General features: G+C 49.7%; 21 protein-coding genes. 16 read left to right on the top strand and 5 right to left on the bottom strand.

The annotated features are described in order from the left end of the window. Positions 1-197: 197 nt before the first annotated feature. Complete coding sequence (locus SPIBUDDY_RS08200) at positions 198-1,112, top strand: prenyltransferase (RefSeq protein ID WP_013607286.1); 915 nt, start codon at positions 198-200, stop codon at positions 1,110-1,112. Here SPIBUDDY_RS08200 and SPIBUDDY_RS08195 read toward each other — a convergent pair. Continuing rightward, complete coding sequence (locus SPIBUDDY_RS08195) at positions 1,081-2,301, bottom strand: MFS transporter (RefSeq protein ID WP_013607285.1); 1,221 nt, start codon at positions 2,299-2,301, stop codon at positions 1,081-1,083. The two genes, SPIBUDDY_RS08200 and SPIBUDDY_RS08195, sit on opposite strands and share 32 nt — an antisense overlap. A gap of 65 nt (positions 2,302-2,366) precedes the next feature. Continuing rightward, entirely contained in the window at positions 2,367-3,068 is a 702-nt protein-coding gene (locus SPIBUDDY_RS08190; RefSeq protein ID WP_013607284.1) for a FadR/GntR family transcriptional regulator, read from the bottom strand. A gap of 160 nt (positions 3,069-3,228) precedes the next feature. Here SPIBUDDY_RS08190 and SPIBUDDY_RS08185 point away from each other — a divergent pair, with 160 nt between their 5' ends. The 10 genes from SPIBUDDY_RS08185 to SPIBUDDY_RS08140 all read left to right on the top strand — a co-directional run bounded on the left by SPIBUDDY_RS08185 (position 3,229) and on the right by SPIBUDDY_RS08140 (position 11,733). After that, positions 3,229-4,236 (top strand): TRAP transporter substrate-binding protein, encoded by a 1,008-nt coding sequence (locus SPIBUDDY_RS08185; RefSeq protein WP_013607283.1) that lies wholly within the window; start codon positions 3,229-3,231, stop codon positions 4,234-4,236. A gap of 66 nt (positions 4,237-4,302) precedes the next feature. Beyond that, positions 4,303-4,788 (top strand): TRAP transporter small permease, encoded by a 486-nt coding sequence (locus SPIBUDDY_RS08180; protein ID WP_013607282.1) that lies wholly within the window; start codon positions 4,303-4,305, stop codon positions 4,786-4,788. Next, the gene (locus tag SPIBUDDY_RS08175) at positions 4,785-6,056 is read left to right on the top strand and encodes a TRAP transporter large permease (RefSeq protein ID WP_013607281.1); all 1,272 of its coding nucleotides are present in this window, start codon (positions 4,785-4,787) and stop codon (positions 6,054-6,056) included. The genes SPIBUDDY_RS08180 and SPIBUDDY_RS08175 overlap by 4 nt, the downstream gene beginning before the upstream one ends. Positions 6,057-6,080: 24 nt before the next feature. Further along, complete coding sequence (locus tag SPIBUDDY_RS08170; protein WP_013607280.1) at positions 6,081-6,911, top strand: SDR family oxidoreductase; 831 nt, start codon at positions 6,081-6,083, stop codon at positions 6,909-6,911. Further along, positions 6,905-7,783, top strand: coding sequence for a dihydrodipicolinate synthase family protein (locus SPIBUDDY_RS08165; protein WP_041380664.1), 879 nt, complete (start codon positions 6,905-6,907; stop codon positions 7,781-7,783). The genes SPIBUDDY_RS08170 and SPIBUDDY_RS08165 overlap by 7 nt, the downstream gene beginning before the upstream one ends. Positions 7,784-7,831: 48 nt before the next feature. Beyond that, the gene (locus tag SPIBUDDY_RS08160; protein ID WP_013607278.1) at positions 7,832-8,602 is read left to right on the top strand and encodes an SDR family NAD(P)-dependent oxidoreductase; all 771 of its coding nucleotides are present in this window, start codon (positions 7,832-7,834) and stop codon (positions 8,600-8,602) included. Positions 8,603-8,672: 70 nt separating this feature from the next. Beyond that, positions 8,673-9,365 (top strand): response regulator transcription factor, encoded by a 693-nt coding sequence (locus SPIBUDDY_RS08155; RefSeq protein ID WP_013607277.1) that lies wholly within the window; start codon positions 8,673-8,675, stop codon positions 9,363-9,365. 1 nt (position 9,366) lies between these two features. Continuing rightward, on the top strand, positions 9,367-10,701 hold the full coding sequence (locus SPIBUDDY_RS08150) for a sensor histidine kinase (protein ID WP_013607276.1): 1,335 nt from the start codon (positions 9,367-9,369) through the stop codon (positions 10,699-10,701). Positions 10,702-10,785: 84 nt separating this feature from the next. Next, on the top strand, positions 10,786-11,139 hold the full coding sequence (locus tag SPIBUDDY_RS08145; protein ID WP_013607275.1) for a hypothetical protein: 354 nt from the start codon (positions 10,786-10,788) through the stop codon (positions 11,137-11,139). A 114-nt stretch (positions 11,140-11,253) separates the two neighbouring features. Beyond that, positions 11,254-11,733, top strand: a complete 480-nt coding sequence (locus SPIBUDDY_RS08140; protein ID WP_013607274.1) for a flavodoxin domain-containing protein — start codon at positions 11,254-11,256, stop codon at positions 11,731-11,733. A gap of 3 nt (positions 11,734-11,736) precedes the next feature. Here the strand turns inward: SPIBUDDY_RS08140 and SPIBUDDY_RS08135 are convergent, their stop codons facing one another. Continuing rightward, the gene (locus tag SPIBUDDY_RS08135) at positions 11,737-13,050 is read right to left on the bottom strand and encodes an L-threonylcarbamoyladenylate synthase (RefSeq protein ID WP_013607273.1); all 1,314 of its coding nucleotides are present in this window, start codon (positions 13,048-13,050) and stop codon (positions 11,737-11,739) included. Between the two features lie 77 nt (positions 13,051-13,127). On the opposite strand from SPIBUDDY_RS08135, the gene SPIBUDDY_RS08130 reads away from it, so the two are divergent. Beyond that, complete coding sequence (locus SPIBUDDY_RS08130) at positions 13,128-13,616, top strand: GNAT family N-acetyltransferase (RefSeq protein ID WP_013607272.1); 489 nt, start codon at positions 13,128-13,130, stop codon at positions 13,614-13,616. 210 nt (positions 13,617-13,826) lie between these two features. Further along, on the top strand, positions 13,827-13,973 hold the full coding sequence (locus SPIBUDDY_RS16165) for a hypothetical protein (protein WP_155816083.1): 147 nt from the start codon (positions 13,827-13,829) through the stop codon (positions 13,971-13,973). Positions 13,974-14,093: 120 nt separating this feature from the next. On the opposite strand, the gene SPIBUDDY_RS08125 is transcribed toward SPIBUDDY_RS16165, so the two are convergent. Further along, positions 14,094-14,312, bottom strand: a complete 219-nt coding sequence (locus SPIBUDDY_RS08125; RefSeq protein WP_013607270.1) for a YjbQ family protein — start codon at positions 14,310-14,312, stop codon at positions 14,094-14,096. A 300-nt stretch (positions 14,313-14,612) separates the two neighbouring features. On the opposite strand from SPIBUDDY_RS08125, the gene SPIBUDDY_RS08120 reads away from it, so the two are divergent. From SPIBUDDY_RS08120 to SPIBUDDY_RS08110, 3 genes are read left to right on the top strand one after another with little or no spacing between them, the layout of a single operon-like run. Further along, a complete protein-coding gene (locus SPIBUDDY_RS08120; protein WP_013607269.1) occupies positions 14,613-15,107 on the top strand; it encodes an NADH-quinone oxidoreductase subunit NuoE family protein in 495 nt (164 codons plus the stop codon). Further along, the gene (locus SPIBUDDY_RS08115; RefSeq protein WP_013607268.1) at positions 15,104-18,256 is read left to right on the top strand and encodes an FAD-dependent oxidoreductase; all 3,153 of its coding nucleotides are present in this window, start codon (positions 15,104-15,106) and stop codon (positions 18,254-18,256) included. Before SPIBUDDY_RS08120 ends, SPIBUDDY_RS08115 begins: the two co-directional genes overlap by 4 nt. After that, positions 18,249-20,033: an NADH-dependent [FeFe] hydrogenase, group A6 gene (locus SPIBUDDY_RS08110; protein WP_013607267.1), complete on the top strand. Its 1,785-nt coding sequence runs from the start codon at positions 18,249-18,251 to the stop codon at positions 20,031-20,033. The genes SPIBUDDY_RS08115 and SPIBUDDY_RS08110 overlap by 8 nt, the downstream gene beginning before the upstream one ends. Here SPIBUDDY_RS08110 and SPIBUDDY_RS08105 read toward each other — a convergent pair. Then, a complete protein-coding gene (locus tag SPIBUDDY_RS08105; RefSeq protein WP_013607266.1) occupies positions 20,030-20,755 on the bottom strand; it encodes a CPBP family intramembrane glutamic endopeptidase in 726 nt (241 codons plus the stop codon). The two genes, SPIBUDDY_RS08110 and SPIBUDDY_RS08105, sit on opposite strands and share 4 nt — an antisense overlap. Positions 20,756-20,910 lie beyond the last annotated feature (155 nt).

Below are 20,910 nucleotides of genomic sequence, written 5' to 3'. Positions count from 1 at the left end.
TCTCCTGTTTGTATGATTGCAGGGAAGAAAGTCCTGCGACTTATAAAATGGAATCCTTACTCTTAAAGTAATGATTATAAAGATGCATAGAGGTTGCATCAATATGCAATACTAAGAATATTGGCAAGTAATAAGGAAAATCAAGCCAAAAAGACTAGACAGTGGTAAAACCACCCGTTTTTCGGTACTATAGCGCTATGACGCGAAAGCAATTCATGCACATTGTGGAGATGCGCACAAAAATTATCAGCATGGGAACGTTCTTGTGTGCAAGCATCTATGCACTTTCAGTGAGAGGTTCATTGAATATCCTGACATGGTTGGTCATGGGCCTTGCCACGCTCCTTGTCGATATGGGAACAACCGGTTTCAATACCTTTTTTGATTATTGGAGGGGAACCGACAACGCCATCTATACCAAGGAAGAGGATAAAGTACTCGTCCATCAAGACGTCAGCGCATTCTCTGCTTTGCTGGTCTCCCTGCTTCTTTTCGGCTTTGCCGCCCTGCTTGGCCTCTATCTTGCATGGCTTACCAGTTGGTACCTAATTTTTGTAGGGGGGGCGTGCATGCTTGTCGGTTTTTTCTACACAGCAGGACCGTATCCCATTTCACGAACACCGTTTGGAGAATTGTTTGCCGGCCTCTTTTTGGGAACCGTGCTTTTTCTCATCACGGTGTTTGTACAGGACGTCACCCTCACTCGTTTGCACGTCGTGGTCACCTTGCCGTTTTACTTGCTCATCGCCATGATCCTTTCGGTAAACAATGGATGCGATTTGGTTGGTGATACGGCAAGTGGACGTAAGACGCTTTCCATTGTAGTAGGGAAAAGAAAGGCCTTCACCCTTATTGCAGGGGAGGGCCTGGCTGCCTATGTACTGAGTTATGCCTTGGTCGTTCTTGGATTCTATCCTGTGACACTTGCCCTCTGCCTCGTTCCTTCGCTCGCTCTCTTTTGCATTGCACTAGCGAAAGTCAAACGGGAAGGGTTGGATGCAGAGCACAAGTCTGTTCACATGAGGTTTGCCTCCATAAGCTATGTGCACTTTTGCATGGCCTTTCTTCTCGCATATGTGCTTAATATAGCGTTCTCTGCTCCGGTTTTTTGATTGTTGCAGCAAAGAGGGAGTTGATCACTCCCAGGATTGCAGACATGGTAAACAATACTTCAATGCCCAAGGTTTTCCAGATGTAGCCGCCCAGCAATGCAATCAGGACGCTGATCAGGTGATTGACCGATATTCCCGTTGTCAGAGTGGCTGTCAGCTCTTCGCGACTGGAGCTAAGGTCACGGACATAGACGTTGGTTGCCATGCTTGCCAAACTGATGATTGAGTCCAGAACAAAATTGATACAGACCACGATAAAGGCGATATGCATCGGAAAGAGACGATGTGCATATCCGTAGAAGAAGCAGACGACAACAAGAATCAGGGTATCGGCAACCATGATTTTCTTATACCCCAGCTTGTCCACCAGCATCCCTATTACCGGGCTGAGAAGCATGCCAAAGACTGCGCAAATGGCCAGTAGTAGGGCGATGACCGAAGTGTCGGCACCATAAAAGAGAATGAGCGCATAGGGGGCGAAGGTGAGGAAGATTTGCTTGCGGGCTCCATAGAATATTTCCAGCATGTAAAACTTGGTATACTTTTTGTTGAAGTACAGGCGTGAGCGTTTTACCTGCTTTCCTTTGTCCTTCATGGACAGCGCTATCATGGTGGAGAGAAGCAGCAGGATGGCCGCAATGAGGAAGACAATGCGGAAGCCCAAGAGTGAGTCGCGTGCATACCCCAGGCTTGCGAGCACGACAAAGAGCAGGGAAACCAGCATATAGCCGATGATGTTGCCCCCGTGGCTGATGCTGGAAGTCACGCCCAAGCTCGCTCCTCCCTTGTCGCTCTTGGCAAAGGCGAGGGACATTGAACTCTTGATAGGCATGACAATATGTTCACCGGTACTGAAAACCACCATAAAAAGAATGACGACCACTTTGCTCGATCCCAGCAGCAAAAGACCGAGGACGCCTCCAAGCATGATGGCTGTACCGATCTTGAAAACCTTGGTTTCACTGAGGCGATACATCCAAGCAAGGATGAAGACGAGCATGAGGCCGGGAATTTCCCGAAAGAATTCCACAATACCGCGTTCGAATTCAGAAATCTTGACAATTTCCGCCAAGTAGTTGTCCTGAATCCCCCGATAAAAGCCGTAGGCAAGACCGGAAAACAAAATAGTGGCCAAGAAAGTTTTCACCGTCTTGTCCCCTGTATAGATGGATGGTTTTTTTGGTTGCATGACAGTATCTCCCGTTCCCTTACAGCCGACTATGCTGGGAAAGCGAAGGGATGTCAACAATGTTCTTACTTCTGGCCTTCAAGAACCTTGTTTATATCAGCAAGCGAGCTGCCTAAGTGTGCGAGCATGTACGCTGCAGCCTTCTGATTGTCCCGCTCCTCAATGGCGTTGATTATCAACTCATGTTCGCGAATGGTATTGTCTGAGCTGGTTTTCACCGAAATGGACATGAGTCGATAACGCTTGAGTTCCATGGCCATCAATTGGTTAATTTTCAAAAGCAATGGGTTATGCGCCATGTGACAGATTTGGGTATGAAACTGTTCATCGAGCTCGGCTAGGGCGGTTACATTGCTGACCTTGTTCTCTTCGATGAATTGCTGGTGAATTTGCTGCAGAATAACCAACTCCTCATCGCTTCCACGCTTGATGGCCATGCGTACCTGCAGCGTTTCCAACGCTTCGCGGACCTCGGTGGTATCCTTGAGGGTGGGAGCGACTTCGATGAACCACGAACGAATGGCATCATAGTCGTGTCCTTGGTTGTCCTTGACAAAAGCGCCTTTGCCGGAGATCAATTCGACATACCCTTCTGCTTGTAGTGAGCGCATCGCTTCACGGACGGTGGAACGACTCACCGAGAGCATTTCACAGAGCTTTACCTCTGGAGGGAGTTTTGAACCTACGGGGTAGGTTCCCTGAAGAATTGACTCGCGGATCGAGTCTATCACTTGGGTGGTCACGGATATGCGTTTTATTTCTTTCATAATGTTTGTCTGACAACAGACTAGCACGAAAATGGGGCATAGTCAAAGAATTGTTAGGAAATTTACGGTTGACAACCAGGGTATTCGTGGTAAACTCAGTATGTAACGCATGGATTGTCTGACAATCCGGCATCCTACAAATCCTTTGGAGGTTCTTATTATGAAACGAATGTTGCTCGTCATGGCCGTACTGATGCTCGGTCTCTCATTGGCCTTTGCCCAAGGCGGCAAAGAAGCAAGCGCACAGGCAGAGAGCGTAACGTTAACCGTATACTCCCCTGGCAACGTAAACTCTGTACCTACGAAAACCATTCTCAAGTACAAGGAATTGGTGGAAGCAGCTTCGAATGGCACCATAAAGATGGTCGCCCATCACAGCGGTGAGCTTGGCAACGATGCCGAGGCCCTGCAGTCGACCAGAATGGGAACCATTGACGTAATTTTTGCAGGAACAAGCGGATTTACCAGTTTCTACGACAAAGCAAAAATCCTTGACCTGCCGTTCCTTTTTGATTCAGCTCAGGAAGCGTATGAGATTGTCAACAGTGCAATCGGCGAGCAGATTTTCGCCGACCTTCCCAAAGCCGGGCTTGTATACCTCTCCGAAGGCGACAATGGCATGCGTCATGTTGCAACCACCAACCGCCCTGTAAAGAACGTTGATGATGTAAAGGGACTGAAGATTCGCGTTCCGACCAGCAAGATGTACCTCGATGTCTGGGGTGCCTTGGGATCAACACCCGTAGCACTCGCACTCAATGAGCTTGCCATCGCCCTTGCCAATGGAACCGCTGAAGCCCAGGACAACGCAACCTACCACCTGGTAGCCAATGCAACCTACGACGATATCAAACACTACAGCTTCATCAACTACATGTGGATGGGTTGCACGATGGCCATGAACCAGAAGTCTTGGGATAAGCTTACTGCCGACCAGCAGAAGATACTCAAGGAACAGGCAATTGCAGCAGCAAAGTACTCCTTCGACACAATCGAGGAAGACAACGTAACTGCAACCGAGACGCTGAAGAAAGCAGGCGTGCAGTTCATCGAAAATCCCGATATCCAGAGCTTCAAGAACAAGCTCGGGGGATCTGCCTATTACAAGCAGTATGCCTCTGAAGCTTGGTATGACCAAAAAATCGTAGATGCAATTCTCGCAAAGTAAGGTATAGAGTCTGAAGAAGGGCGGTTTCCTCCGCCCTTCTGTTTGTACAGTTTGGGAAGGTGGTACATGCAATTAGTAAAAAAACTCCTGGATCTCTTCGTCCGCCTGGTCTCGGTACTCCTTATGTGCTTGGTGGCAGGCATTGTGCTTCTCATGCTCAATGAACTGGTACTGCGTAACATATTGGGAAAATCCTTTCGAGGAATGACCGAGATGGCAGGTTTCATGTTCCTGTGGATGGCCTTTTTGGGTGTTATCGTGCTCTATGACAAACAGAGGATGATAAGCTTGGACATGTTCTATGTCAGGACAAAAGGCACCTTGAAAACAGTGCTCTGGGTTATTCATAAAATGGTGGCAGCAGCCCTTGGGACGATTATGGTCATCGCATTTTTTGGCTTGTATCCTTATGTGAGCACCGAATACTACTCCTCCATGCCCAAGTTTGCCAAACTTTGGCAGTATGTCCCGATGGCGATTACAGGGAGTTTTCTCTGCATTAAATCAATCTACGAGCTTGTTGAAAAGGCAAGAGGGGAGAGGAGCCGATGATTCTCTTTTTTGGAAGTTTTGTTGTTTTGTTGTTGATCGGTGTGCCTATCAGCATCTCCATCGGTGCCAGTGCCATCCTTGGGTGTCTGAATTTGGGGTATCCCTTGATGGTCATCGGTCAGAAAATGGTCAGCGGCATCGACTCCTTCTTGTTGATAGCCATTCCCTTGTTCATTCTTGCGGGCAATCTGATGAATGCCGGAAAGATTACCGAAAATATTTTTGACTTCGCCAAGCGTCTGGTAGGATGGATTCCCGGCGGTCTTGGTCATGCAAATGTTGTTGCCAGCCTCATTTTTGCCGGTATGTCGGGCAGTGCTGCCGCTGACGCCGGTGGCTTGGGGACCATCGAAATGCAAGCCATGACGACCAACGGATACGACGAGGAATTTTCTGCAGGCATTACGGCAGCCTCTTCGGTCATTGGTCCCATTTTCCCCCCATCCATTCCCCTCATCATTTATGGATCAGTTGCTTCGGTCAGTGTTTCCCAGCTCTTCATGGGAGGCGTGGTTCCCGGTCTTTTGATGGCTGTTGCTTTAATGGTCTTAGTGTTTATCTTTGCCGTTAGGCGTAAGTATGAACGGACTGCGTTCAATATGCGGTTGCTCATCAAACAATTCTTTGCTTCTGTATTGTCTATCATCACCCCTCTGATTATTCTCAGCGGCTTTGTGTTCGGTTTGTTCACGCCAACCGAAGCATCCAGCGTTGCTGTCGGATATGCTCTGGTTATTGCATTGTTTGTGTACCGCACCTTGGATTGGAAAACCTTCAAGCAGTGCCTGCTTGAAAGTGCCATTACCAGTGCCAATACGCTGTTCATCATCGGTACATCAATGCTGTTCAGCTATGTACTGATAAAAGAAGGCGTTTCCGCCCAGATGGCGGACTTTATTCTGGGCATCAGCGACAATCCCAATTTGATATTGCTGGTGATCAACATTCTGTTGTTGGTTCTGGGAATGTTCATGGAGCCGGGTGCAATCCTAACCTTGATGCTGCCGGTTCTGCTTCCCATCGTCAAAGCATTGCAGATCGATCTGGTGCATTTCGGGGTAGTGATGATTCTGAACCTGATGATCGGCCAGGTCACCCCTCCGTTTGGCGTCTGCCTGTTCATTATCGGGGATGTTTCAAAAGTTTCATTGAATAAGATGTACAAGGCAATTCTGCCGTTCATCATTCCCTTGGTAATTGTTTTGTTTATGTGTACGTATATTCCGGAAGTAGTAACGTGGCTTCCTACCAAACTCTTGCAAGCCTAATGTCAATATATTGAAGGAAACACTATGAAAGATAGATTGTTCGATGTTTCAGGAAAAATTGTGGTAATAACCGGCGGCCTTGGCCAGATCGGTGCCGAGTTCGTGAAGGAATTTCTTCGCCGCGATGCGAAAGTCGCCGTATTTTCCCGCTCTGCCAATGCGCAGAAGGCTGAGAAGGCTTTAACGAAAGAGTATGCATCGCATGCAAACCTGCTGTTGACGCAAGCCGATATCACCAATAAGGAATCCATCAACCAAGCCCTCGATACCGTAGAGTCTACCTGGGGTGTTGCCGATGTTCTGATCAACAATGCAGGTATCGACACCCAGCCCAGTGCTCCTCCTGAGGTTTCAGGGCCATTTGAGACCTTTCCCGAGGAAGTCTTCCGTGAAGTGGTCGAGACCAACCTTGTAGGTACCTTTTTGATGACCCAAGCTTTCGGTGCAAGGTTGATTAAGGCTTCGAAGGGCGGGTCGATCATACAAGTTGGTTCCATTTACGGCATGCTTAGCCCGGTACAGGACATTTATGCCTACAAGAAGGAAATGACTGGTGTTCCCTTCATCAAGCCTGTTGCCTATAGTGCTGCAAAAAGTGGCATCTACAATCTGACCCGCTACTGTGCAACCTATTGGGCCAAGCAGGGAATCCGGGTTAATACCCTTACTCCCTCAGGAGTCTGGCGTGAAACCCAGGACGAACACTTCCATAAGAATTACCATGCGCGCATGCCGATGGGTAGAATGGCGAAAGCTGATGAGTTCAACGGTGCCGTGGTCTTTTTGGCAAGTGATGCTTCGACGTATATGACCGGTTCGAATCTGGTGGTCGACGGGGGATGGACAGCATGGTAGACAGGACGCCTGCAGTAGTATCGGCGCTCATTACACCGATGAGAGAGGATCGGAGCATCGATGAGAATGCACTCCAGAACCTGGTTATGTATGAGATTGAACACGGCAGTGAAGGTTTTTACTGCTGTGGTTCATCAGGTGAAGGCTTGCTCCTCAGTGTAGAAGAACGAATGCTGATAGCATCGCTGGTCAGCGAGGTGTGCAAAAACAAGGTTCCTTTCTATGTGCATACCGGTTCATTAGGGACTCGGGAGGCGATTCAGCTCTCGGTGCATGCACAGAAAGTAGGAGCAAAAGCTGTCTCCCTCATTCCTCCCATCTACTACCACTATTCACAGAAAGAGGTGGAGAACTACTATTTGGATGTAGTGAATGCGGTGGACCTTGGGGTTATTGTGTACAACATTCCCCAATTTACCGGGATTTCCTTTTCCAAGGAGAGTTCGGTCATGCAGAGCGTCAAAATCATCGGCGTCAAGCATACCTCCATGAACCTCTATGACCTTGAACGCCTTGGGCAGGCTTTCCCCAAGAAAATTCTGTTCAATGGGTTTGATGAGATTTTCCTCTACAGTCTTGCCGCCGGGGCACAGAGCACCATCGGGACGACAGTCAATGTCTGTCCTAAACTTTTTGCTTCCATCCGTGAAGATTTTCTTGGCTCCAACATAAGCGGTGCTCAGCAGAAACAGCATATGCTCAACAACTTCATTGAAGCGGTGGTCAAGGAGGGGATTTTCTCAGCGGTCAAGTATTGCATGACCTATCTGGGTGTTCCTTCAGGCCCGTGTAGAAAGCCGTTCAAAGAGCTGGATGACGGGGCAAAACTGAGAATAGAGGGAGCTCTCAGGCGTATTGAACCCTATCTGTAGCTTGCAAAATGCCGGTATCCATCGTAGCGTAGCTATGTGGAGGCTAGTATGGATACGCAAAAATTTGGTGCACACCTACAGGGGAAACTGGTTGTTGTTACGGGTGCAAGTAAGGGTATCGGAAGAGGCCTGGCCCGCATAATTGCATCCGAAGGGGCCACGGTGGCTCTTGCTGCGCGAGATGTTGAAGCATTGCAGGAAGTGAAAGAGACCATTGTCGGGGAAGGGGGAAAGGCGTACACCTTTGCCTTGGACCTCAGGCGGGTGGACTCGATTCGTTCCTGCTTTGCTCGTATTGAGGCAGAACTCGGCTGTATCGATGTATTGGTGAACAATGCAGGTATGGGCAATCCCATTCCTGCCGAGGATATTACCGAAGAGGACTGGGATTGGATGATGGATCTCAATCTCAAGGGAACTTTCTTCTGTTGCCAGGAAGCAGGAAGGCGGATGCTCAAACAAGGCAAAGGCCGGATCGTAAACATTTCCAGCCAAGCCTCGGTGGTGGCAATCCCCCATGAGGCTGTGTATTGTGCATCCAAGGGCGGCCTGAATATGTTGACCAAGACCCTGGCCGTCGAGTGGTCGGGCAGGGGGGTCACCGTCAATGCCGTAGGGCCTACTTTCGTGTATACCCCGGGAACCGCCAAGCGCTTGGACGATCCAGTATTTCTTGGTTCGGTACTCGCGAAAATCCCCCGCGGCAGGGTAGCCACCATCGAGGACGTCGCGTCGGCTGTTCTCTATCTTGCAAGCGATGGTGCAGACATGGTGACGGGTACCCTGTTATTGGTCGACGGCGGGTGGACCGCCCTCTGATCGGTGGAGAATAGATAAAGATTTTGGTCCATCACTTGAGTTGCCAAGCCGGGCGAGCTACCATCGACCTATGATATATGTAGTAGAGGACAACCCATCCATTAGGCAAATCATCAAGGCCTATCTCGAATTGGCCGATTTTGCCGCTATTGAATTTGAAGGCGTGCACGGCGTAGTGGAAAGCCTTGCCTTCAAGCACCCGCGTCTGTGCATTTTGGATGTCATGCTCGGTGATGGAAACGGTTTCGAACTTGCCAAGCAGATCCACCACCTCGATCCGAGCCTACCGTTCTTGTTTCTTACCGCGCGTGAATCGGAAAGCGATAGGATAACCGGCCTTGAGCTCGGAGGGGAAGACTATATTGTAAAGCCTTTTTCCCCAAAGGAATTGGTTCTTCGAGTCCAAGCCATCCTCAGAAGGGTGGAACAGTCAGGAGAGCCAAAACAGTCATCCCTCACTTGGGAAAAAGAAGGGCATACGCTGACCCTCGATGAGAAGAAGCATGAAGTGCTGGTCGATACCCAACCGGTGTCCCTGACGGCTCTGGAGTGGAAGCTCCTTTCCTACCTTGCAAGCAATGCGCCGCTGTTGATCAAACGCGAGCGCCTTCTTGGGCAATGTCTGGGCTATACCCACGACGGAAGCGACCGGACCATCAATACCCATATGAAGAACTTGCGCTCGAAGTTGGGGGAGACTGAGTGGATCCAGACCGTGCGAGGATTCGGCTACTCCTTCAGTGGGACAAAGAGGGAGCAATAGGATGCGTAAACCTTTCTCCCTTGCCGCACTGAATCTAGCGTTGGTGGTTTTGAGCCTCCTGATTTTTGCGCTTGTTCTCTCGTTGTTTCTTTCGTTCGGCCTCGATGCGGCACAAGCTTCCTGGCATGCGAAGGAAGAAGCCTCCCTGAACGCCTACATCGTCAGTCAACTGCTGCAGTCAGAGCAACCTGTAACAGCGGAAATTGCCTCGATCCTTTTCAATTCCCTGCCCTATACTCCCACCTATTTGTATGTCAGCGACAGCCAGGGTCAACTGTTGTACTCCTATCGTAAGGCTGAACGGGGAGCGGGCAGGGGCAGAGGAATGCAACTTGGTTTGACTGAAAACTTGAACTGGCAGGAAGTGAAGTCAAGCTCGGCTGAACTGGTCTATCGGTATGCTGTACACCTGCCGACGTTCTCTGAAATGGAAGGAAATGCTTCCCTGCTTGCAGCAGCGGAACGCATTCTCATCTGGGCTTTGTTGATCGCACTCGCTGTTTCAACGCTCTTGGCGTTTTTGTTCCTCAAGCCGTTGAAACGTCAGAGCAAAATGCTCGCCCAGGCATTGGATAGTATGGCCGGGGGACAGCGCTCGGTAGAGTTGCGAAGCGAACATATTGTGGAGTTTTCGATTATTGCAAATGCTGCACAAACCTTGCAGGATACCTTGAAGAACGAAGAGCAGCTGCGCCGCCAATGGGCGGAGGATATCGCTCATGACCTTAGAACTCCTGTATCGGTTCTCAAAGGCCAATTGGAAGCGGTTGAGGACAAGGTATTGCCTTTTAACGATGAGCGCCTTCATCTGCTGCAACACGAAACAGTGCGACTGGAGTCCTTGATCAACAGTCTTTCCTTGCTCACCAAGCTTGAGTCCCCGGATGTAAAGGTGCATACGAGTGAAATCAATCTGCACGCATTTCTTACTACGTTCATACAACGATTCGAAGCACAGGCTGCCAAGCATGACATGCAGATAGTTCTCTCATCAGGGGATGCAGTACTGAGTGCCGATACACAACTTTTCACGCGGGCTTTGGAGAACCTAGTAAGCAATGCCATCCGCTATGGAAAAGAAAAAAGCATAATACGCGTGAATGTTACCCCCGATGCAACAACAAAGGCTGAAAGTCTGAGCATCGAGAATGAAGGAACCATCGAAAAGTCCTATATTCCCTATGTGTTCGATCGTTTGAGTCGGGGAGAAGCCGGACGAAGAAGCGATGGATCGGGGCTTGGGCTTTCCATCGTGCGAGCGATTGTCCAGGCACATGGCTGGTCGATCGATGTAAAAAGCAATAAAACTACTATTTTTACGGTTCGCTTTACCTAATCTTTACCTACCGTTGAAACAGACTGGATATTGGGATGCGACTATAGAGTCAAGAACAACAAACAGATTGACTGGAGGTCAACAATGAACAAGAAACGTTTCGTAATGGTAGCAATCATTCTGGTGGTAGTAGCAGCGATCGCATTTGCAGTCCCGATGCAGATGGGTGCAAGAGGTGCAGCAGTACAGAGTCGTCCTATGCAGGGTATGGCAGCACAGGCTCGTCCCGCTCAGATGGGAGCAGCTAATCAGATGGCAGTGCAACAGAGACAGATGCTTCAGGATTGCATCCTGGAGGACGGAGAGATTCCTGAAGAGATGCAGGCTCTCATCGATGCACGCAGGGCAGAAGCTGCCGCCAGACAGACTGCCAACCGTGCCAACCAGACTGGCAACCAGATGCGCCAGGGTGCAAGAGGCCAGGGCGGCAGGTGGTAATCACTACCGCATAGCAACAGGAGGGGAGAACGCAAAAGCGTTCTCCTCTTTTTATCTGTGTCAATCTTTTTCACTCTGCACCTGCATGCTATGATAGGAGTGTTGGAGGAACAGATGCCAAAAACACTGATTATCTATGCAACCAAATATGGTACAACCCAAACCTGCGCCACAATGCTTCAGAAACTGCTTAATGAAGGTGCAGACCTGCAGAATCTCAAACAAAAGAGGACAGTCAATCTTGATGACTACGATACGGTAGTGCTTGGTGGTGCGGTGTACGCAGGAAGAGCCAGCACAAAACTCAGGAAGTTCTGCTCAGCAAATGAGCAGGTTCTGCTGACAAAAAAACTTGGGCTGTTTCTGTGTATGATGGAAGAGGGAGAAGGGGCGATCAAGCAGCTAAAGCAATGTTACAGCCAGGCACTGCGTGAGAAAGCCGTGGTGATGGATTACTTCGGTGGAGAGTTCCTGTTTTCCAAAATGGGCTGGGTTGCCAGAAAAATGATCAAAATGATGAGCAAGGGAGACGAGGATGTGCATCACATCAGAGAGGATGCCATCAAAGCCTTTGCCGAGGTTCTCAACCGCTGATGTTCAGTGTTTTGCTGAAGCTTTCCTGAGTCGGTTGTTGATGGCAACTCCGATGCCGACTTCGGGCAGCAGACTACCTACCATACAGCGTAGGTGCATGGTATCGAGGTGGCGAATCGCCCAATAGAGGCGGCTTGCCGCTTCTTCTGCATTCTCTGTCTCACTGACATAGACAACCGGTCCCTTAAATGGGACTTTCTGTTTTTCAAACAGAAGGACTCCGACATCGCTTTGGTCTTTATACAGGGTAACATCGTCGACCAAATACAGCGGGGTGGTAGGAGCGTAATGGCTTTCCAATAAGCCCGGGCTTTCCAAATGTGTATCCGTCGGTCCTACTTGTTTGGTAACAATCACCTCACCGAGCAAAGGTTTGAGTTCTTCAATGCCAATTTTACCCGGTCTGAGTATGGTGGGAATCTCGGTACAAAGAGAAAGGACTGTTGACTCGATTCCTACCGTACAGGCACCGCCATCCAGGATTGCATCGATACGCTCCCCCAGCTGCTCTTTCACATGGGTAGCCGTAGTGGGGCTGGTGTAGCCGAAACGGTTTGCACTGGGGGCTGCGATGGCTTTACCACTTGCTTGTATCAGGTTCAAAGCCAATGGATTGGAAGGCATGCGGATGGCAACCGTCTGGCTGTTGGCCGTGACGATGGCAGGTACCGAGGGATGCTTTTTCAGGACCAAGGTCAAGGGACCGGGCCAGAAGTGATCCATCAGGAGCCTGGCTCTGGGGTCGAGATCGACAACCAAACCCTCTAGTTGTTCCAATTTGGCAATATGCACGATAAGCGGGTCGAAGAATGGTCGTTGCTTGGCTGCAAATATGCTTTTCACTGCTTCTTCATTCAGTGCATCGGCACCAAGGCCATAGACGGTTTCGGTGGGGAAGGCGACCAACTTGCCTTGTGCGAGTAGTGCTGCCTGTTCCTTGATGAGTTTGGGCAACTGAATACTGGGTATCGGATAGGATTCGATGTATTGAACAGCATCAGAAAGGGTATGGAAAAACAAGGTAAGGACTGAGGAAGTTGCTATCTCAAGCGGGCAATAGAAGGAGAGTTTAATTCCTACATCGAGCAAGAAAGTGCTTTCTTTATCGGTAATACGGTCAAAGAGGGTTTGTTCGGTTGCTTGGAGGCAGGATGAGAGATACGGATGCGTTTTGCACAAAGTTTTGGCATCGGCCTCAGAACCCATCGGGTATGCAAGCTTTACAACTCCGCTTTTGGCAAGCTGAAGCAACGATGCTGCTGCATCGCTTTGCCCCTTTAGCAGAGTTGGTGTTACAAAGATGGTTATCTGGTTCATTATCGCTTTTTCCTCGCTTTGCAAGAGTACCGCAAAGACGGAAAGCAAGGCAAGCCGGTTTGTGCTACACTTATGCCATGACGATCAGAGCATACACACAAGCAGACATCCAAAGCATGGTTGAGATTTGGAATGAGGTGGTCCAAGAAGGCAACGCATTCCCCCAAAAAGAGAAGCTTGACAGCACTTCGGCTTCTGGTTTCTTTGGCGGGCAAAGCTATACAGCGGTAGCCCAAGAGAAGGATGAGCTTGTAGGCTTATACATTTTGCACCCAAACAATGTTGGAAGAGTCGGTCATATTGCCAACGCCTCCTATGCAGTGAAAGCCAAATACCAAGGCAAAGGCATTGGAAGGGCCTTGGTTGAGGACTCCCTGAAACAGCTATCCAAGTATAATTTTCGCATGCTCCAGTTCAACGCGGTGGTTGCCAGCAATACCCGGGCACTTGCTCTCTATGAAAAGCTCGGCTTTGAAAGGCTGGGAACGATTAGGGGAGGGTTTGCCAAGGATGATGGTAGCTATGAGGATATAGTGAGTATGGTGTATTATGTTGCTGACAAGTAGTTCAAACAAAAACAAGTTTCCTATGTTTGCTATGTATTTTCTAGTATAAGATTTATGGGTGTACACATAAGCGTAGTTTCCCTTTGGATATCACTACCACAATAATGGGAACCATAGATATTCACTATGTATCTTTCGTAGCATTGTGAGACTATCTGGATTATATCAAAAGGGAGGCCTCTCCCAAGGAAAAGAAGGCGTAGTATGAGTATGAAGAAACAAGATGATGATACCAGAGGAATGGAGGGAATCGATTTCTCCGATATTCCTGAGATGACCGACGAGCAGTTAGTACAGCTAAAGCCTTCCCATTTGATCAATCCGACGAATATACCTCCCAATCAAGAAGAAAAGTAGCATTTTTTTAATGCTGAAGTGATAGAGCACTATACGTCAAAAGGCAAGGAAAGATTAATTGCCTTTTGCGTCAGGGTATGCTCAGAATCCTGACCTAAAAAGGAGAATGAATGATACCTTTCATTCCCCGATGATCTTTACCAGCATGTGCTTGCTCCTCTTCCCATCGAACTCGTAGTAGAATAGTTGCTCCCATGTACCAAAATCCAGGTTTCCTTTGGTACTTGCCACTACGCTCTCATCGTCGTTGATGAAGATGCTTGCAGCGCTGTTCATGGCATTCACCAAACCCCTGGTTGAAGGAACATTGAAACACAATTCCTTACGAAAACCTTTCATGTTCAAACATCCTCTCTTCTCGCTATAGGACGGAGAAGGGGCAGTATTGAGTCAAATTGGTCATTCGAGAAATGATTCGATACTGAAAATATACTTGTATTCACATTAATCAAGTACCAAAAACTGGGATTATTGTAAATTACTCATTGTCAATACTATAAATACCTTGCTTTATACATTTTCTGAGTTTAGTATAGGCGTAACGATCTTCTGGAATATATTCAAGCATCCTATGGATGTTTATTGGTATAGATGCAGGTTTTCCATGCACTGTCCTCAATGTTTCCCAAGGAGGTCCTCATGAGTGATCGACACGTTGCAATTGAAGCGATTGTTGCCTCACACCGCACAGAACGAGGAGCATTGCTCTCGATTCTTGAAGCGGTGCAGCGAACCAACGAACACAACTATTTGAGCAAGGAAGAGTTAATCTTGGTTGCCAAAGCAATGGAAGTGCCCCTGTCTACCGTGTATTCCGTTGCTACCTTCTATGCCTTCTTCAATCTCAAACCCCAAGGCGAGCATGTCATCACCGTTTGCAGGGGAACCGCCTGCCATACCCGCGGTTCCAAACCGCTGTTGCAGCAAGTCCTCAAGCAATTGAACCTCGAGCTTGATGAGGAAGGAACGGCTACCACCGACGACGTACGTTTTACCGTGCATACGGTGGCTTGCTTCGGCCAATGTGCCTTAGCCCCGGTCATTGCCATTGATTCGGTCATTCATTCTCGGGTTACCGAGCAGAAACTTACCCAATTGCTTCAGACGCTCATACAGAGCAAGGAGGTTTCATGAGCAGCCTCTTGGATCGACTTCAACAGGAAGGTGAACACACCCTGTATCCAAACCATGCAAGCATAGCTGTCGGGATGGGTACCTGTGGGATGGGAAGTGGGGCTACAGAGTTGTATGCTGCGTTTGCTAAGGAAATTGATAGCCAACATCTATCAATAAGCCTACGCAGTGTCGGATGTTTTGGCTGTTGCAGTGAAGAGCCTTTGGTATCACTCTATCTGCCATCCAAACCATTGGTATGGCTCTCCAAAGTAGAACTCTCCGACGTGCCATTAATTATCGACAACCTGATGCAAGGCCGCTACTACAAGCCCAAAGCCCTCTGCAGAATCAACGAATGGGATCACCATCTCTCTCAGCATACCTATGGAGAGGGGTTTGAGGAGCTTCCTCCCTGGAACGAAGTACCCTTCTTCCACGCCCAGAAAAAATTGATTTTGCGTGATGCAGGCCTTATCGATCCAGCAAACATGGCAGAGTACGTAGCAGTCGGAGGCTATCGCTCCTTTGAGAAAGTGCTGGGAGGCATGAGCCGTGATGAAGTGCTGCTGGAAGTAAAGAACTCCAAGCTTCGCGGCCGCGGAGGAGCAGGCTTTCCCACCGGACTCAAGTGGGAGTTGATGGCCAAGGAACCAAGCCAGCCTAAGTTTCTCATCTGCAACGCCGATGAAGGCGATCCCGGTGCATACATGAATCGCAATGAAATGGAAAGCGATCCCCATATGCTCATTGAGGGCCTGCTTATTGCAAGTTATGCCACCACCGCGCAGGAAGGAATCATCTACGTACGCGCAGAATATCCTTTGGCCGTACAGCGACTGCGCACTGCCATCGAACAAGCGTATGCGGTAGGACTGCTTGGTGATAATATTCTCGAGCGAAAAGTCCGTTTTGACCTATCGGTGGTGGAAGGGGCGGGAGCCTTTGTCTGTGGAGAGGAGACAGCCCTAATCGCCTCGTTGGAAGGAAGAGCCGGAAGAGCGAGGGTTAAACCCCCATTCCCTTCCCAGAAGGGGTATTTGGGCCGTCCTACGACCATCAACAACCTGGAGACTTGGTGCAATATCCCGCTGATCATAGGCAAAGGCAGTGCATGGTTTGCCAGAATCGGCAACCCGGCAAGTCCGGGCACCAAGGTATTCTCTCTGGTCGGCAAAGTCAAAAACACCGGCTTGGTGGAGCTACCGCTCGGAGAGAAACTTACCACCCTGATCTATGAAGCCGGGGGAGGGTCTGTCAATCCCAGCAAGAAAATCAAGGCGGTACAAAGTGGAGGTCCCTCTGGAGGGTGCATACCCGCAAGCCTGTTCAATAGCACCATCGATTATGAGAGCCTGGGTGCCCTGGGAGCCATTATGGGTTCAGGGGGAATGGTCGTCATGGACAGCGACAACTGCATGGTCGACTCAGCCCGCTATTTCTTGGAGTTTACCACCAAGGAGTCCTGTGGCACCTGTACACCCTGCAGGGAAGGCTTGAGCCAAGCCCTCGACCTGGTAAGCCGCATCTGTGAAGGGGCGGGGAAGCTTGAGGATGTAAAAACACTCACGGAACTAGGCAACCATATCAGCGATACAGCGCTGTGCGGGCTGGGACAATCGGCGATGAATCCGGTATTGACTACGCTAAAGTATTTCCCCGAAGAGTATGAGAGCCATATCAAGCGCAGCAAGTGTGAAGCCGGTACGTGTGAGGCATTGGTAGGGGAACTGTGTTCCAACTCCTGTCCTCTTGCCATGCGAATTCCCTCGTATATAGCATTGCTGAAGGAGGACCGCTTGGTAGAGGCCTTCACCTCAACCTTGGAGGACAACCCCCTTCCGGGTACCTTGGGGCGTATCTGCCACTTCCATTGCCAGATGCGTTGTCGACGTGACGATTTGGATGGTCCTGTCCATCAGGGGGAACTGCACCGCTACCTTGCCGATACCCTGTATAAGATGGGCCAGGAGACCGAGGTGTACCAGACACTGCTCGATCGAATGCCCGAGCCGACGCACAAGCACATAGCAATAGTCGGAGCGGGGCCGGGTGGCCTTTCCGTTGCCTTCTATCTGCGTCGATTGGGCCATGAAGTTACCCTATACGATGAACATCAAAAAGCAGGGGGAGTGTTGCGCTACGGCATTCCCAGCTACCGACTCCCCAAGGAAGTATTGGAAAAGGAGCTGGAACTCTATACGACCCTTGGCATTCACTTCGAACTGGGGAAAGCCCTCGGCAGGGAACTTGAGATGGAGAATCTAAGGCGTTCCAGTGATGCTGTCATACTCGCCCTGGGGTCCTATCACCATGCCACCCTCCAGCTTAGTGGAAGTGAAGGACCTGGCTTTTTGCAGGGAACCGAGGTGCTCAGGCGCCTCAGTGAAGGGCGGGAAGCGGATGTAGGAAAGCAAGTAGTCATCCTGGGTGGAGGCAATGTTGCCATCGATGTTGCCCGTTCGCTCTGGAGACTGGGCTGTGAGGTAACCGTTGCGTACCGTCGAGGCAGGGACGAAATGCCCGCGAACCGCAGTGAGATCGAAGAAGCGTTTGCAGAGGGAATATCCTTTGTGTTCGATGTAGCACCCTCACAGGTGCTGCGTGGAAAGCAAGGTCAGGTTATCGCTCTGGAAGTCCAACAGCTTGAACTTGGCACCTATGACCTGAGTGCCCGAAGGCAACGCATGGAAAGTGGAAAGAAGAGCATCCTTAGCTGTGACACGGTAATCGTGGCCATCGGTGAACGGGTGGATACTGCGTTGTTTGCGAACTTGGGACTTGGAGTAACCAAACAAGGGTATTTGGACGTAAAGCACTATAGTTATGAAACCAATCTGCCAAACGTATGGGCGATCGGGGATGTAATCACCGGCCCCTCAACGGCAGCCCAGGCGATGGGACAGGGCAAGGAGGTTGCACGCATCATCGATCGGCTTTTGGTGGGAGAGGACCGCTTTGACTCCCTGTTCACTACCTTTACCTACGACAGGACTGTAGGTAAAACGCTGTATGAAGGAAAGGCCATCACCTCGACCAAGCTGTCGCCTAAGGACCGTAATCTTTCATTTGCCGAGGTAAACCGGGGATACAGCGGCCGACAGGCACGCATGGAAGCTTCAAGGTGTCTGCGCTGTGATATCAAAATCCAGGAGGTGAGCAATGGATGAGCAGTTGATTACCTGTATCATTGATGGAAATGCCATCACTACCCAAAAGGGTACACGCATTCTCGATGCCTGCATGACTGCCGGCATCAAGATTCCGACACTCTGCTACCTCAAGGATGTATCCGCTCATGGATCGTGCGGCATGTGCATGGTGGAGGTGGAAGGGGCCAAGCGCTTGGTACGCTCCTGCATGCATACGGTGACAGCCGGTATGGTGATTCATACGCATACCCAGCGGGTGCTGCATGCCAGAAAACTCAACCTTGAGTTGATTCTGGCCAATCATCCGCTTGTATGCACCACATGTGAGCGCAATCTCAACTGCGAATTGCAATCGTTGAGCCAGCAATTGGGAGTCAGAACCAGTCGATTTCCCCGAACCAAGAAAAAGTTTGAGGAACTCGATGTCACCTCAGCCTCCCTCGTACGCGATCCCAATGCCTGCATACTCTGCAATCGGTGTGTCGAAGTGTGCTCCTCCATGCAGTCGGTCTCAGCCATCCAATTGGTGGGACGAGGTCTGAAGACAAAGGTTGCTACGTTTTATGACCAGGGCTTGGGCAATTCGGTATGTACGAATTGCGGTCAGTGCTCCCTGGTTTGTCCTACCGCCGCCATTACTGAAAAAAGCCAACAGCAACAGGTTTTCGACGCCCTCAGCGACCCTGACTTGGTGGTATTGGTCCAAACAGCCCCTGCTATCAGGGTGGGACTCGGGGAGGCGATGGGCCTGAAAGAAGGAAGCCTGGTGACGGGTCGGATGGTAAGCGCCCTCCGCTCCCTCGGTTTTGACAAGGTGTTCGATACCCAATTCACAGCCGACCTTACCATTATGGAAGAGGCCTATGAGTTGATCCATCGGCTTACCCACCAAGGAGAGCTTCCCATGATCACCAGCTGTTCGCCGGGGTGGATTAAGTTCATCGAGACGTTCTATCCCGAACAGGTGGGACACCTCTCATCCTGCAAATCACCGCAACAGATGTTTGGAGCCATTGCCAAGACTTTCTATGCTGAACAGGCCAACCTGGACCCCCGCAAGATTCGGGTGGTCTCGATCATGCCCTGTACAGCAAAAAAGTTTGAAGCCGGCCGCAGTGAAATGGACAGCTCCTTCGACTATTGGAAGGAAAAGATGAATCTTGGGGAGGATGAACGATTCTGTGATGTTGATTGGGCGTTGACCACACGCGAGCTTGCAAAAATGCTCAAGCAGGTCGGTATCGACTTTTCCGCACTCAAGGAAGAAGCATTCGATGATCCACTGGGAGCCTCAACCGGAGGAGCGGTCATATTCGCTTCTTCGGGCGGGGTAATGGAAGCAGCCCTACGAACTGCGGTGGAGAAATTGACAGGATCGGTCTTAGCGGAGGTAGAGTTTGCACAACTGCGGGAGCGTACAGGAATACGTGAAGCCGCCTTGCAGGTGGGTGATAGCACCATCAAGGTTGCTGTAGCCAATACGCTATCCAATGCACGGGTGCTGCTTGATCAGATACAGGGGGGGACAAGCCCGTATGCGTTCATCGAAGTAATGACCTGCCCCGACGGCTGTCTTGGTGGGGGAGGCCAACCTATTCCCACCAATGCCGACATCCGGCTCAAGCGTGCACAGTCCATCTACGAGGAGGACCGGCATAAACCAATCCGCAAGTCTCATGAGAACCCTGCAATCCAAGACTTGTATGCACGGTTCTTGGATCAGCCATTATCAGAGATGAGCCATCACCTGCTGCATACCACCTATACCAAGCGACAGGAATATCCGCTGGGTTAAGACTGTGTAACAACCGACTCTTTTGGAAACTGCCTAAAGAGAACGAGCAGGTACAGAACTGAAATTACGATGATACTCAGCAGCAGTAGCGTTTCACTGCTGCTTTCTTGTACGGTAATGCTTCCGCCGATATTGAACAGAATATGAAAAAGAATGCCTGGGATGAGGTTCTTGGTGATGACTACTAAAAGCGCGAGGACAAGGCCAATGGCGATGGCTCCCGCAATCTGGGTAGCAAGCTCAGATGCGTCGTAGCCTCGCAGCAGATTGACAATATGTCCAAACCCGAAGGTGATACCACTGATCAGTATTGCCCTTCGGTTTCCCTTTTTGCTTGCAATGGCTGTCAAAAGATATCCACGAAACAAGACTTCTTCCAGAAAGCCTACGTTGACCATCAACAGGATCGCCACCAGAATATCAACAGGTGAAAGAGAGGTATCGATTCCTCCGAGGTAAGCCAGCACCGCTAGGGCGATGAGGGGAAGATAATACAATGCTTTTTTGGCATCGGCTCTGCAAAAGGAACCGAACCCGGGCTGGAAATGCTTTTTTGAATACCGATACAACACTGTCGAAAATGCGGTGAGCAACAGGCTGGTTGCAAGGTTCGTAATGCCGCTCACACCCACCAGTGCGTCTCCGATATTTACTATGACGATGTACAGAACAATCCAAAAAATTGCATGTGCGATGGGCTTTCCTTCCAAGCTACGGTTCATAGATGCTCCTTATACTGTATCAGTGTGCTGAAGGGTTGCTTCAGCAAGTGGTCGATCATTGCTTCATTCTAAAAATATCAAACGTTATGTAACAAATGATATGTATCATATTGATGACGATATCGAAGGTCAATACGATTTTTTGACGAATTGTA

It is taken from the genome of Sphaerochaeta globosa str. Buddy, assembly GCF_000190435.1.
Taxonomy (GTDB): domain Bacteria; phylum Spirochaetota; class Spirochaetia; order Sphaerochaetales; family Sphaerochaetaceae; genus Sphaerochaeta; species Sphaerochaeta globosa.
Note: the sequence above shows the minus strand (reverse complement) of the source record. Positions and strands in the feature narration are given on the sequence as shown.